This is a genomic window from Sphingomonas sp. PvP056 (assembly GCF_040549155.1).
In the GTDB taxonomy this organism is placed as follows: domain Bacteria; phylum Pseudomonadota; class Alphaproteobacteria; order Sphingomonadales; family Sphingomonadaceae; genus Sphingomonas.
The window spans coordinates 288,198-301,253 of record NZ_JBEPST010000002.1 but is presented as its reverse complement, the minus strand read 5'-3'; the positions used below and the strand labels follow the sequence as shown (position 1 = coordinate 301,253).

At 66.2% G+C, this 13,056-nt stretch carries 11 protein-coding genes; 7 read left to right on the top strand and 4 right to left on the bottom strand.

What is annotated here, in order from left to right; genetic code table 11:
* The first annotated feature begins 411 nt into the window (after positions 1-411).
* The 4 genes from ABIC17_RS05675 to ABIC17_RS05660 all read left to right on the top strand — a co-directional run bounded on the left by ABIC17_RS05675 (position 412) and on the right by ABIC17_RS05660 (position 5,502).
* Positions 412-1,197 carry a DUF7847 domain-containing protein gene (locus tag ABIC17_RS05675; protein ID WP_354279926.1) on the top strand — a complete coding sequence of 262 codons (786 nt, stop codon included), beginning with the start codon at positions 412-414 and terminating at the stop codon, positions 1,195-1,197.
* Positions 1,198-1,259: 62 nt separating this feature from the next.
* Positions 1,260-1,730 (top strand): DUF2141 domain-containing protein, encoded by a 471-nt coding sequence (locus tag ABIC17_RS05670; RefSeq protein ID WP_354279925.1) that lies wholly within the window; start codon positions 1,260-1,262, stop codon positions 1,728-1,730.
* Between the two features lie 3 nt (positions 1,731-1,733).
* Positions 1,734-4,322: a hopanoid transporter HpnN gene (gene hpnN, locus ABIC17_RS05665; protein ID WP_354279923.1), complete on the top strand. Its 2,589-nt coding sequence runs from the start codon at positions 1,734-1,736 to the stop codon at positions 4,320-4,322.
* Positions 4,323-4,644: 322 nt separating this feature from the next.
* Positions 4,645-5,502: a serine hydrolase gene (locus ABIC17_RS05660; RefSeq protein ID WP_354279921.1), complete on the top strand. Its 858-nt coding sequence runs from the start codon at positions 4,645-4,647 to the stop codon at positions 5,500-5,502.
* 184 nt (positions 5,503-5,686) lie between these two features.
* Here ABIC17_RS05660 and ABIC17_RS05655 read toward each other — a convergent pair whose 3' ends face one another.
* Together ABIC17_RS05655 and ABIC17_RS05650 are read right to left on the bottom strand one after the other, a co-directional pair.
* Positions 5,687-6,754, bottom strand: a complete 1,068-nt coding sequence (locus ABIC17_RS05655) for an MlaA family lipoprotein (protein WP_354279919.1) — start codon at positions 6,752-6,754, stop codon at positions 5,687-5,689.
* A gap of 5 nt (positions 6,755-6,759) precedes the next feature.
* Positions 6,760-7,365: an ABC transporter substrate-binding protein gene (locus ABIC17_RS05650; protein ID WP_354279917.1), complete on the bottom strand. Its 606-nt coding sequence runs from the start codon at positions 7,363-7,365 to the stop codon at positions 6,760-6,762.
* 248 nt (positions 7,366-7,613) lie between these two features.
* On the opposite strand from ABIC17_RS05650, the gene ispH reads away from it, so the two are divergent.
* From ispH to ABIC17_RS05635, 3 genes are all read left to right on the top strand, one after another.
* A complete protein-coding gene (gene ispH, locus ABIC17_RS05645) occupies positions 7,614-8,621 on the top strand; it encodes a 4-hydroxy-3-methylbut-2-enyl diphosphate reductase (RefSeq protein WP_502958424.1) in 1,008 nt (335 codons plus the stop codon).
* 8 nt (positions 8,622-8,629) lie between these two features.
* Positions 8,630-9,775, top strand: a complete 1,146-nt coding sequence (gene hpnH, locus ABIC17_RS05640) for an adenosyl-hopene transferase HpnH (RefSeq protein ID WP_354279913.1) — start codon at positions 8,630-8,632, stop codon at positions 9,773-9,775.
* 73 nt (positions 9,776-9,848) lie between these two features.
* Positions 9,849-10,166, top strand: a complete 318-nt coding sequence (locus tag ABIC17_RS05635; protein WP_354279911.1) for a hypothetical protein — start codon at positions 9,849-9,851, stop codon at positions 10,164-10,166.
* 6 nt (positions 10,167-10,172) lie between these two features.
* On the opposite strand, the gene ABIC17_RS05630 is transcribed toward ABIC17_RS05635, so the two are convergent.
* Together ABIC17_RS05630 and ABIC17_RS05625 are read right to left on the bottom strand one after the other, a co-directional pair.
* Positions 10,173-10,958, bottom strand: coding sequence for a phosphorylase family protein (locus ABIC17_RS05630; RefSeq protein WP_354279909.1), 786 nt, complete (start codon positions 10,956-10,958; stop codon positions 10,173-10,175).
* Positions 10,955-13,048 (bottom strand): terpene cyclase/mutase family protein, encoded by a 2,094-nt coding sequence (locus ABIC17_RS05625; RefSeq protein ID WP_354279907.1) that lies wholly within the window; start codon positions 13,046-13,048, stop codon positions 10,955-10,957. Before ABIC17_RS05625 ends, ABIC17_RS05630 begins: the two co-directional genes overlap by 4 nt.
* Positions 13,049-13,056 lie beyond the last annotated feature (8 nt).

The following is a 13,056-nucleotide window of genomic DNA, read 5'->3' as shown; positions in this document are numbered from 1 at the left end:
GCATCCCCCGGGCCGCAATTGGCGCTACGCCGTTGAACCTAAACCAACGGGCGATGCACGCAAACGGCAAAATGGCCTTGCCGGGCGCGGCACCGAGGATCGGACCCGCCCAGCCTTCCCTCCTGGACTGCTCTCCCGCGCAAGCGAGACCTTTGCGTAAAGGCAATCGGAGGTTTGATCGTCACCCGCGCCCCAAAGTTGCCGTCATGCTGAACTTGTTTCAGCATCTACCGTGCGACAAGCACGGACCGGACTCGCGGAGGGCTGGATCCTGAAACGAGTTCAGGATGACGGACGGTTTTCCAGAACTCCCGCCTTCGCAGGAAAACGGCGTGAAGCGCGCGAACGAAACCGTTTGCCCCGCCTCGCATCTCGCGTCAGGGTCGTGCCAGTTCACGGGGGGTTTTCACGATGGCCAGCGCAGCATCAGCGTCCGACCGCCGCATGTCGATCGGTCGGGTGTTCAACCGGGCGTTTGCCGCGCTGGGGGCCAATGCTGGCACGATGTTCGGAATCGCCTTTCTCTTCAGCGCGCTACCAATCGCGCTGCTCAACCTGTGGCAGGCCGGGCTTGGCCCGACGCGTGATTTCGGGACCAATGCGGTGCTGATCGGCGGCATCTATCTCGCGAGCTTCGTGCTGACGCAACTCGCGCAAGGCGGGCTGGTCCGCGCGACGATCGCGCATAGCGACCACCGCACCGTCAGCTTCGCTGCCTGCGTCGCGACGGGTGCGCGCTTTGCCCTGCCGCTGCTCGCGCTCGGGATCGTGATGGGTTTCGCCCTGTTGCTCGGGTTCATGGTCTTCATCATTCCCGGCGTGTTGCTGTATCTCGCCTGGGCGGTCGCAGTGCCAGCGCTGGTGATCGAAGGAACGGGTGTGTTCGGCGCGTTCGGGCGCAGCGCGTTCCTGACGCGCGGTGCGCGCTGGAATGTGTTCGGGATCGGGCTGGTAGTGCTCGTGCTGTACTACATACTGCTCGCCGGCGTCGGGATCGTCACCGTTGCGATCACGGGATTCCCTTCGCCCGCGACGCGCGGTCTGGATGGCTTCCTGACGCTGTCGTCGGTGCTGGGTGCCATCTCGACGACGGTCAGCACGGCGGCGTTCGCGGCGATCCAGACATCGCTGTACGTCGAGTTGCGCGACTGGAAGGATGGCCCGCAGATCGATCAACTCTCGGACATCTTCGCCTGACCCACCGACCGGCGGGCCGATCGCGCCTTAATCTCGGACACAATCCCGGCTAGAGCCGCGCGATGACTCGGTTCCCCTCCCCGCTCCGCTGGAAGTTCCTGCTTCCGATCGCGCCCTTGTTCGCGATCGGTGCAGCCCCCTCCGGCGGCACACTTCACGTCCAGGTCGACAACGTCCGCGCGTTGACCGGGCGAGTCCATGTCGATCTCTGCACGCAGCCGCAGTTCCTCAAGGATTGCCCGATCACCGCCGAAGCCCCGCCGAGCATCGGGCTGACCACGGTGACGCTGCGCAACCTAAAACCGGGCCGCTACGCAGTGCAGGCGTTCTATGACCAGAATGGCAATAAAAAGGTTGATCGCGCACTCTTCGGCATCCCCAAGGAAGGCGTCGGTTTCTCGAACGATGCCAAGATCCGCATGGCTCCCCCGAAGTGGGACGAAGCCGTGTTCGATTACGACGGGCAGGAACGCACGATCCGCCTGAAACTCCGCTACTTCATCGGCCCCGACGCGCCGACGGCAGGCAAGTAAACGATGATCGCTCGCCTGCTCGAACGGCTCGTCGCGCTCGGCGTGCGGTCGCCCTTTGCGGTCCTCGGACTGTGCCTTGCGCTGGTGGTCGGCGCAGGCGCCTATGCCGCCGGCCATTTCGCTATGACGACCGACACCGCGGCGCTGATCTCCCCCACGATCGAATGGCGCAAGCAGGAGAAGGCGGTCGAACAGGCGTTCCCGCAACTGAAGGACGTCCTGCTAGTCGTCGTCGACGGCAAGACACCCGAACTGGCCGAAGACGCGACCGCGAAACTGACGGCGGCGCTAACTGCCGACACACAGCACTTCCGCAGCATCCAGCGGCCGGATGGCGGGGCGTACTTCGACCGCGAAGGCCTGTTGTTCGGATCGACCGACGAGGTCCGCGCCTCCACCAAGGCTTTGATCGAGGCGCAGCCACTGCTCGGTCCGCTGGCGAGCGACCCGTCGCTCCGCGGAATCGCGGGCGCGTTCTCCACGATGCTCACCGGGGTCGAGCGCGGGGACATTCCGTTGTCGCGGCTCGCGCGTCCGATGCGAACGATGGCGGACGCGCTCGATGCGTCGGCGGCGGGGAAACCCGCCTATTTCTCGTGGCAGGACCTGTTCGCCGGATCGGGCCAGACCGCCCCGCCGCGCCGCCGCCTGATTCTCGCGCAACCGCGACTCGATTACGGCGCGCTCCAGCCAGGCGAGGATGCGGTCGGCGCGATCGTTGCGGAAGCTGCAAGGTTGAAGCTCGATCCCGCCCACGGCGTCACCGTCCGCACGACCGGCGAAGTCCCGCTGGCGGACGAGGAGTTCGCGACGCTCGAGGAGAATATCGGCTGGGTCGGCGCGGTGATGGCGCTGGCGATGCTGGTGACGCTGTGGTTCGCGGTACGCTCCGCGAAGATCGTCACCGCGATCCTGCTGACCATTGTGGCTGGGCTGGTCGTCACAACTGCATTCGGGTTGCTCGCGGTCGGCGCGCTCAATCTGATTTCGGTCGCATTCATTCCCTTGTTCGTGGGGCTTGGCGTCGACTTCGGGATCCAGATCGCGGTGCGCTTCAATGCCGAACGGCTCGACGGCGCTACCACCGGCCCTGCGCTGGAAAACGCGGCCCGCGCGCTTGGCGCGCCGCTCGCGCTCGCCGCTGGGGCGGTGTTCCTCGGGTTCGGGGCGTTCCTGCCGACCGACTATGTCGGGATCGCCGAACTGGGGATCATCGCCGGGCTGGGGATGCTGGTCGCGCTTGCCGCCAGCGTCACGCTGCTGCCCGCGCTGCTGATGCTGTTCAAGCCGGGCGCGCCACGCCGCGAGGTCGGCTTTGCCGAAGCCGCGCCGGTCGACCGCTGGCTCCACACCCACCGCAAGACGGTGTTGTGGGCGTTCGCGCTGTCGATGGCGGGAAGCATCGCGCTGCTCCCCTTCGTCCAGTTCGACTTCAACCCGCTCCACCTTCGTGCGAAGGACGGCCCGGCAATGCGCGCGCTGACCGACCTGATGCGCGATCCGTTGCGCACCCCCAACACGATCAACGTCCTCGCCCCCAATGCGCAGGCCGCACAGGCGCTTGCGACCAAGCTGTCGACACTCCCCGAAGTTGCCGAGGCCGTTTCGATCGATGGATATGTCCCGCAGGACCAGGAGGCCAAGCTCGCGCTGGTGCAGGACGCATCGCTGCTGCTGGATGCGACGATCAACCCGTTCGACGTAGCCGCCACCCCGAGCGACGCCGAGAACATCGCCGCGCTGCGCCAGACCGCAATCGCCTTGCGCACCGTGGCGGCGGGGGAGCCGCGTGGCGGGGTGAGCGATGCGCTCCATCTTGCCAGCGCGTTCGAACAACTCGCGGCGGGAACCCCCACGCTGCGCACCCGCGCGACCGCGCTGCTCGTCCCCCCGCTCGGCACGATGCTCGACCAGATCCGCACCGCGCTGCAGGCCGAGGCGGTGACGCGCGAGACGCTCCCGCCCGAGATTGCGGGCAATTGGGTCGCCAGGGACGGTCGCGCGCTGGTGCAGGTCTTCCCCAAGGGCGACAGCAACGACAACGCCGTGCTCCGGCGCTTCACTGCCGCGGTGCGCAAGGTTGCGCCCACCGCCAGCGGCCTGCCGGTTGCGACACAGGAAGCCGCCAAGACGGTCGCCTGGGCGTTCGTCGAGGCTGGCGTGCTCGCGCTTGCGCTGGTCAGCGTGCTGCTGTTCGTCGTGTTGCGCGATGCGCGCGAGGTTGCCTTCACGCTAGCCCCGGTCGTGCTGTCGATGTTCCTGACGCTTAGCAGTTGCGTGCTGATCGGGCAGCCGATCAATTTCGCGAACATCATCGCCTTCCCCTTGCTGTTCGGGGTGGGCGTCGCGTTCCACATCTATTTTGTGATGGCATGGCGCGGCGGGGCGACCGACCTGCTCCAGTCGAGCCTCGCGCGCGCGGTGCTGTTCAGCGCCCTGGCGACAGGCAGCGCGTTCGGGAGCCTGTGGCTGTCGCACCATCCCGGCACCGCGAGCATGGGCAAGATCCTGATGATCTCGCTTGCCTGGACGCTGGTGTGTGCGCTGATCTTCGAGCCTGCGTTGTTGGGGCCGCCGCGCAAGAAGGCGTGAGATCAGCCATCCCATTCTCTGCCCTTCCCCGGCGAAGGCCGGGGCCCAGTAGCGAAACAGAAAAATGCGAGCGCCTGCGCTTCGTTACCACGACCTTCGCAACTGGGCCCCGCCCTTCGCCGGTGAAGCGTGTGTGGTTGGCGGGAAGCGCCTCAAATCGCACCAGCGCATCGCGTCGGGCAATCGCCCTCCCAGCGCAAGAAAACGTAACACACGCGTTTCGCTTCCAGGCTATGATGTTCCACGATATGGAACACGACATGTTCATGTATTTCGGTCTAGCACCAGCACATCGCTGAAGGACAATACGCAAGGACGATCGATGCGCGCAGCACTGCTTTCCCGCCTGCTTCTCACCAGTATCGCCGCAAGCGTCCTCGCCCCTACACCGGCGGCTGCGAGCTCGCCCGAACTGATGGGCCTCGAGCGCAAGCTCAGCATGCTGCTCGCCGAACGCTCGGGCGAATATGGCATCGCCGCGCTCGACTTGCGGGACGGCTCGATCGTTTCCGTTAATGGCGACACCCCGTTTCCGATGGCGAGCACGGTCAAGGTGGCGATCGCAGCAGCGTACCTCGCGCAGGTCGACCAGGGACGCCGCACCCTCAATGACATGGTCTACGGTCGCCCCGCCGCGAAGGTGCTGGAGCTGATGATCATCCGCAGCGACAATTATGCGACCGATCAGATTCTCGCCACGCTCGGCGGACCGCTCGCGGTGCAGCAGTGGCTGTCGTCGCACCAGATGGCCGGCATCCGCGTGGACCGCAATATCGCCCAGCTGCTGCGCGAGCGCGGACATCTTGCCGACATCAAGGACGTCGCCACGCCGGTCGCGATGGTCGCCTTGTTGTCCAGGCTCGACAGCGGCACCGTCCTGACCGCGCAAAGCCGCAGCTTTCTGTTCGGGTTGATGAGCCGGTGTGCGACGGGCACGCGCCGGATCCGCGCACTGCTCCCCGCGGGCACCCTGGTCGAGGACAAGACCGGCACACTCGACGGTGTCACCAATGACGTGGGATTCATCACGATGCCCGACGGTCGGCGCGTGGCGCTTGCGGTGTTCGCGCGCGGTGGGCGTGATCGCCAGCCCGTGATCGCCGAGGTCGCCCGCGCGATCTACGACCGCTTCGCGGACAGCACCCGCAACGCACTCGCGCTGTTCATGCGGATGCGGTGATCGGGGGAGACTGACCTTTCCTGGCAGCCGCCCGGGCGGTGCCAGAACGTGTCGCTTCGCTGCTTAGCTCAGCGCTTCCCCGGCGAAGGCCGGGGCTCAGGAGCGAAGGTCGCGGTAACGGAGCGCAGTCGCCGGCATTCTTGTCGTTCGCTCCTGGGCCCCGGCCTTCGCCGGGGAAGCGGAACTATTGTGGGGAAGCCGTCCGTTTCGGCGACGCGCCGGTATCCGAGCCGGCGCTACCGGCTGCCGGATCTGCAAGCGGATCTCCCGCGGTGGGAGCCGGCTCTGGCGTCGGTGTTTCAGCAGCCCCGGCAACCGCCGGATCCGCCAACGGATCGGCGAGCGGATCTGTCCCCGGCGCTGCAATGGCTGGCGTCGCCGAACCGGAACCACCCATCGGATCGGCTAGCGGATCGGCCAGCGGGTCCGCCAGCGGATCGCTCATCGCTCCTCCTCCCCGCGCTCCGTGCGTCGCGGCAACCCGCCCCGCCCGATCCTGCAGATACGAAGACCGCAACGTCGCATAAGGGTCGATCGCGCTCGCGGTCAGCGCCTTCAGCGGCGCGTCCGACTCGACCCGCAGGTCCAGCCCCGTCAGCACCGCTTGCGGAATACGGAATTCCGCCCGGTCGAACGGGGACCCCACCACGACGGGCAACGCCTGCGCCTCCGCAGCCCCGGCCGGCAGATCGCGGAAGGTGCTTGGCCCGAGGAACGGCAGGAACAGATACGGCCCCGGCCCGATGCCGTAATGCCCGAGCGTATCGCCCAGGCTGTTGTCCCGGTGCGGCAGGCGGAAGTCCTTCGTCTTGGCGACGTCGAGCAACCCGCCGACCCCCACCGTCGAATTGACCACGAACCGCCCCAGCGTCTTCACCGCGCGCTTGGGCTTCAGCTGGAGCAGGTCATTGGCGAACACCAGCGGCTCGCCGACGTTGGAGAAGAAGTGGCGGATGCCCTTGCGCGCAAAGTTCGGGACGACCGCCTTGTACACCATCGCGACAGGCCGGAAGAAGACCCGGTCGAACACCTGGTTGATCGCATACATCTTGCGGTTGAAGCCTTCGAGCGGATCACCCTTGGCATGATGCGCGCGGACCCCCGCGGTCGGCGCCTCCGCGCGCACAGCGGCGCGCGTATAGGTGCCGACCGGCGCCGGCGCGACGACGGTCTCCTGCGCCGCCGCAGCCATCGGCGTCGCCATCAGCACGATCGCGACCGCCAGTACGCTGCTTCCCCCCCGGACCTGCACTGGCTTCAGCGACCGCTCTTGGCGGACAGCGCGTCGAGGTGCGTGATCAACGCCTTCGCGCCGCCCTTGGCGAACACCCCGGCGAAATCCGCACGCCGCGTCGCGAGCTGGCTGATGGAATTGCGATAATAGACGTCGATCACCCGCCATTTGCCGCCGCTCTGGCGCAGGCGATAGGCGATCGGCACCGCCTCGTCCTTGGGCGCGGACAGCATCGTACGGACCAGCTTGTCGGCCCCGCGCGTCTCGATCTTCGGGTCGATCGCGAAGCTGTGGCCCGACCAGCTGCTGAAGTTGGACGCATATTGCGCAACCGTCATCCGCCGCATCGCCGCGACCAGCGCGCTCTGGTCAGCGGGTGCGACCTTGACCCAGTCAGGACCGACCGAGAGACGCGTGATGAGCGGAATGTCGAACGTCTGGTCGACGACCGGGCCGATCTTGGCGATCCGTCCCTGCGTCCCGAGGCTGCTTCCACCCTTCATGATCGCGATCAGCCCGTCGTCGAGCATCTGCACCGGTGCGCGTGCAGGGTCGGCGGTCTGTGCAGCGGCAGGGGCTGCGATCATCACGAGAGCACCGGTCAACGCCGTGCGGAAGGAAAAAGACATGCGAAAGCTCCTTGGGGAAAAGCAGAAACGGCCCCCCGCGCGTCGCGGCGGCGGTATCATCGCCAGTTCGCTAGCACAAACCGCTGTAGCCGCGATGAACGGCCAAAACGGCCACCCGATCCTTCAGCTTGTGCCGCCAAAAGCACAACATATGGAAAAACAGGCGAGAAATCTCGCTTTCGCATATGTTGCGGCGCGGCTAGAATATCTATCTGGGGGCGTGCGTGACGAAACGGTCCGGTCATTCTATGTCCGGCACCCGGTTTCAGCACGAGAGCGGACGGAAAGGTTTTTACTTGCAAGTGATTCTCGCCAACCCGCGCGGGTTCTGCGCCGGTGTCGTACGCGCCATCGAAATCGTCGAACGTGCGCTGCAACGCTATGGCGCGCCGGTCTATGTCCGGCACGAAATCGTCCATAACCGCCATGTTGTCGATACGCTGCGCGGCAAGGGCGCGGTGTTCGTCGAGGATCTGGACGAGGTGCCCGAGGGCGCGATGACTGTCTTCAGCGCGCACGGCGTCGCCCGCACGGTCGAGGAAGAGGCAAAGCGCCGCAACCTGCCCGTGTTCGATGCGACCTGCCCGCTTGTCACCAAGGTCCATCTGCAAGGGCGGCGCTATGCCAAGGCCGGGCGGACGCTCGTGATGATCGGTCATGAAGGCCATGCCGAGGTGATCGGCACGCGCGGACAGGTTGACGTCCACGTCCATCTTGTCTCGACTGAGGAAGATGTCGCCGCGCTCGACCTGCCGCTCGACACGCCGCTGGCGTACATCACGCAGACCACGCTCAGCGTCGACGACACGCGCGGCGTCATCGCGGCGCTTGGTGATCGCTTCAGCGACCTGATTGGTCCGGACGTTTCCGAGATCTGCTACGCGACGCAGAACCGCCAGAGCGCAGTGCGCGACCTCTGCAAGGTTGCCGACCTCATCCTTGTCGTCGGTTCCGAAAACAGCTCGAACTCGAGTCGTTTGCGCGATCTCGGCGCGGACGAAGGCTTGCCGAGCTACCTCGTCGCCGATGGCAGTGCGATCGATCCGGCGTGGTTCGACGGCATCGAACGCGTCGGCCTGACCGCGGGCGCATCCGCCCCGGACGAACTGGTCGACAGCGTGATCGACGCGCTGCGAAAGCTCGGCCCGGTTGATGTCAGCCAGCTCGCAGGCGTAGACGAATCGATCCAGTTCGGCCTGCCGCGTGAGTTGCGCGATGTGCCTACCCCTACCCAAGCTGCTGTAATCAGCGCATAGGAGCCGACATGAGCCTCCCCATCGCCCCGCTGGCGCGCATCGGCGCCTATACCCTCAAGAACCACATCAAGGGCGGCAAATACCCGCTCGTCCTGATGCTCGAGCCGCTGCTGCGCTGCAATCTCGCGTGCCCCGGTTGCGGCAAGATCGATTATCCCGATGCGATCCTCAACCAGCGTCTGTCGTTCGACCAGTGCATGGACGCGATCGACGAATGCGGCGCGCCCGCAGTTTCGATCGCGGGTGGCGAGCCGCTCCTCCACCGCGACATGCCCAAGATCGTCGAGGGCTATATCGCCAAGAAGAAGTTCGTCATCCTGTGCACCAACGCGCTGCTGATGAAAAAGAAGATCGACGACTATAAGCCGTCGTCCTACTTCACCTGGTCGATCCATCTCGATGGCGACAAGGGCATGCACGACCATGCGGTCGATCAGGCCGGCACCTATGAGGTCGCGATCGAAGCGATCGAGATGGCCAAGGCCAAGGGCTTCCGCGTCCAGGTCAATTGCACCGTGTTCGACGGCGCGGATTCGACCCGGCTCGCGGGCTTCTTCGACGAGATGCAGAAGCGCGGCGTCGAGATCACCATTTCGCCGGGCTATTCGTACGAGCGCGCCGCCGACCAGGAGCATTTCCTGACGCGCGAGCGGACCAAGAACTTCTTCCGCGACGTGTTCCGCAAGGGCGACGGCGGCAAGGCGTGGACCTTCACCAACTCGCCGCTGTTCCTCGATTTCCTCGCGGGCAACCAGACCTATGAGTGCACCCCGTGGTCGATGCCGCTGCGCACCGTCTTCGGCTGGCAGAAGCCCTGCTACCTCGTCGGCGAAGGCTATGTCGAGACGTTCGCCGATCTGATGGAAGGCACCGACTGGGACCAGTATGGCGTCGGCAAGTACGAGAAATGCTCGAACTGCATGGTCCATTGCGGGTTCGAGGGCACCGCTGCGACCGACTCGATCCGTCACCCGCTCAAGATGTTCACCATCGGGCGCAAGGGCGTGAAGACCGAGGGGCCGATGGCACCCGACATCGATCTGAGCCACGCGCGCAAGTCGACCGACGTCCATTCGCTCCACGTCGAGCAGGAACTCGCCAAGATCAAGGCGGCGGATCCCGAGGGCTACAAGCGCACCCAGCGCGCGGCCTGATGGACCGTCTGCGGCCGCCGCCCGACCGGGTGGCGGCCGTGGAGCCTAATTCCGATCACGACGTTTGGTCGCAATGCCTCACGCCAGTAACATCGTATTCTGCGACGGACCGGATAGCCCGCACGCGTTCGACGTCGTCCCGCTCCAGCATCGCAACGGCATGCTCGATGCGCGCTGCCCGATCTGTCACGGCTTCGGCCAGTGGAACAGCGAGATCGATCTGGTCAGCTTCCGCTGCAAGCGCGTGATCTGCGATCATTGCCACGGCGCGGGCTGGGTCGAGACCGGGAATGATCCGGTCGCCTTGCCCGATATCGTGCGTGCTCCAGAGGGCTATCCCAAGTGGATCGTCCGGCTTGTCCCGCGTGAGGATGCCTGCGCCAAGCCCTGACTTGGGTTAACGGGTCGGATCGAGCGTGGCGAGGCCGCCAGCATCGAGTGTTTCCATTGCACGCGCCAGCGCCTTGAACGCCGACCCCGCATCGCGCCCGGTGCGAAGGAGCGCGGGCAGCTGCGCAGGGTTGCGCGCGAGCGACGCGAGGATCGATCCGAGCGCCACGCCGCCATCGGGCTTCATCCCCACGAGCGCTGCGGGGGGAAGCGCGTGGTCGGCGCTGTCAGAGATGGTGCGGACGATCGCGAAAGGCAGGTCGTGCCGCGCAGCGACACGGGCAGCGATGTGCGATTCCATGTCGACTGCGATCGCACCGGTTCTGGCGTAGAGCGACGTTTTCTCGGCGACGGAGCCAATGATGCTGTCCGCGCCGACGACAGTGCCGCAATGCGCGTCGGGCAAGTTCTTTGCGAGCCACTCAACCAACGCCCCCCCTACTCCGCTTCCCCGGCGAAGGCCGGGGCCCAGTCGCGAAGGTGGTTGTAACTGAACGCCACGCGAGAGGCTCTTCTGTTCCTCGACTAGGCCCCGGCCTTCGCCGGGGAAGCGATCAGCGTGATGGGGGGAGCGCGAAGTGTGGAGCGTCCCCACTATCACATCCCCCGCGCGCAACGCCGGGTCCAGAGCCCCCGCCACCCCGCAAGACAACACCAGCGAAGCGCCCCCAACCGCCGCCTCGAGCTCCCGCTCCAGCCGCGCAGAATCCCCGCCGCCCGCCACGACCACGAACCCCGGCCGCGCGATGATCGCCGCCTCGCGCACCAGCCCGCAGGCGACGAGCACGCTCACATCCCGAACGCCGGTCGCGCGCTGTTCGAGCGTTTGAGGTTGCGATAGCGCGCCACCGCCCACAGCGGGAAATACGCCGGATAGCCATGATAGCGCAGGTAAAACACGCGCGGGAATCCGCCGCCCGTGTACAGTTCCTGCCCCCACAGCCCCTCGCTGTCCTGCGTCGCGATCAGGTGCCGCACGCCGCGCTCGACCGCGGGATGATCCACCTTCCCCGCCGCCATCAGCGCGAGCAGCGCCCAGCCGGTCTGCGACGCGGTCGACGGCGCGGGCGTGTAGCCCTTGTAATCGAGCGCATAGCTATCGCAGTCCTCGCCCCAGCCGCCGTCGAGGTTCTGGATGTGGAGCAGCCAGTCCGCCGCCTTGCGCACCATCGGATGCCGCCCGTCGAGCCCGGCCGCGTTGAGCGCGCACAGCACCGACCAGGTGCCGTAGATGTAATTCACCCCCCAGCGCCCGAACCAGCTGCCGTCGGGCATCTGCTCCTTCTCGAGGAAGCCCATCGCCGCTGCCATGCGGGGACTGTCGATCGGCTCGCCGAGTTGCGCGAGCATCGACACGACGCGGGCGGTAACGTCGCTGGTCGGCGGGTCGAGCAATGCGCCGTGATCGGCGAAGGGGATGTTGTTGAGGTAGTGATAGCTGTTGTCGGCATCGAACGCGCCCCAGCCGCCGTCCTTGCTTTGGAGGCCGACGGTCCATTCGACGCCACGCGCGATGGCGTGGTCGTAGCCTTCGCCCGTTCCCATCACGCGAGGGGTTGCACCCTCTTCTCCCCTCCCCTTCAGGGGAGGGGTTGGGGGTGGGGCCGTATCACCTTGCCCCGGCGTCGGTTGTGCTGGACTGCCCCACCCCAACCCCTCCCCTGAAGGGGAGGGGCTAGAAGGGAGAAGGCCCTGCGCACGGTCCATCGCCATCACCACCACGGCAGTGTCATCAAGATCCGGATAATGCGCGTTATTATACTGGAACGCCCAGCCCCCCGGCCGGACGTCGGGCTTCTCCTCCGCCCAGTCGCCCTTCACGTCGAGCACCTGCAACGGCTTCAGCCAAGCAAGCCCAGCCGCCGCACGCGCCTCCGCCTCCTCGCCGCCCGCCTCGAGCATCGCATGCGCCGCAAGGGCTGTATCCCACACCGGCGAAACGCAGGGCTGGCAATAAGCCTCATCGTCCTTGACCACGAGCAGCTTCTCGACCGACCGCCGCGCAATCGCGCGCGCGGGATGGTCCTCGGGATAGCCCAGGCAGTCGAACATCATCACGCTGTTCGCCATTGCCGGATAGATCGCACCGAGCCCGTCCTCGCCGTTCAACCGCTCGGTCACGAAAGTCACGCAAGCGTCGATCGCGCGCTGCCGTGTCCCCCTGGGCCACAATCGCTCGACGCGCTTGAGCACGACATCGAGCCCGTTGAAGAAGCGCGTCCAGTGCGCCTTGGTCCCCGCCGCCTTGCTCGTCAGCTTCGCGCGTTTGGCGGTGTACAGCTCATCGACTCGCACGCCCGACACATTGCGCGCCACCGGTTTCTTCGCCGCGAGCACCAGCAACGGCACGATCACGGTGCGCGCCCAATAGGACATCTTGGACAGATGCACCGGGAACCAGCGTGGCAGCAGGATCAGCTCGACCGGCAGGGTCGGCACCGAACGCCACGGCGCGCAATCGAACAACGCCAGCTGGATCCGCGTGAACACGTTGACCGCCGCCGCGCCGCCCGCCTTGTGGATGGCGGCTCGCGCGCGCGCCATGTGCGGTGCCTCCACGTCGTCGCCGATCATCTTGAGCGCGAAATATGCCTTCACGCTCGCGCTCACGTCGAACGCGCCGCCGTGGAACAGCCCCCAGCCATGATGCGCCGCCGACTGGATCCGCCGCAGGTACACGCCGATCTTGCGCTCGATCTCGGGATCGCGCGGTTCGCCGAGATAATGTCGCAGCAAGACGTATTCCGCCGGGATCGTCGCGTCGGCTTCGAGCTCGAACACCCAATGCCCGTCGTCGCGCTGGCGTTCCCCTAGCGCCGCCGCGGCGCGCAGCGCGGTCGCGTCCGCCGCTGCGACGATATCGTCACGTTCCAGATTCACCATTTCAAGTC

Excerpts from the sequence above, each read along its gene's own strand:
- ABIC17_RS05625 (WP_354279907.1), bottom strand. The coding sequence starts at position 13,048 with ATGGTGAATCTGGAACGTGACGATATCGTCGCAGCGGCGGACGCGACC.
- ABIC17_RS05635 (WP_354279911.1), top strand. The coding sequence starts at position 9,849 with ATGCCTCACGCCAGTAACATCGTATTCTGCGACGGACCGGATAGCCCG.
- ispH (WP_502958424.1), top strand. The coding sequence starts at position 7,614 with ATGTCCGGCACCCGGTTTCAGCACGAGAGCGGACGGAAAGGTTTTTAC.
- ABIC17_RS05660 (WP_354279921.1), top strand. The coding sequence starts at position 4,645 with ATGCGCGCAGCACTGCTTTCCCGCCTGCTTCTCACCAGTATCGCCGCA.
- hpnH (WP_354279913.1), top strand. The coding sequence starts at position 8,630 with ATGAGCCTCCCCATCGCCCCGCTGGCGCGCATCGGCGCCTATACCCTC.
- ABIC17_RS05670 (WP_354279925.1), top strand. The coding sequence starts at position 1,260 with ATGACTCGGTTCCCCTCCCCGCTCCGCTGGAAGTTCCTGCTTCCGATC.
- ABIC17_RS05650 (WP_354279917.1), bottom strand. The coding sequence starts at position 7,365 with ATGTCTTTTTCCTTCCGCACGGCGTTGACCGGTGCTCTCGTGATGATC.
- hpnN (WP_354279923.1), top strand. The coding sequence starts at position 1,734 with ATGATCGCTCGCCTGCTCGAACGGCTCGTCGCGCTCGGCGTGCGGTCG.
- ABIC17_RS05675 (WP_354279926.1), top strand. The coding sequence starts at position 412 with ATGGCCAGCGCAGCATCAGCGTCCGACCGCCGCATGTCGATCGGTCGG.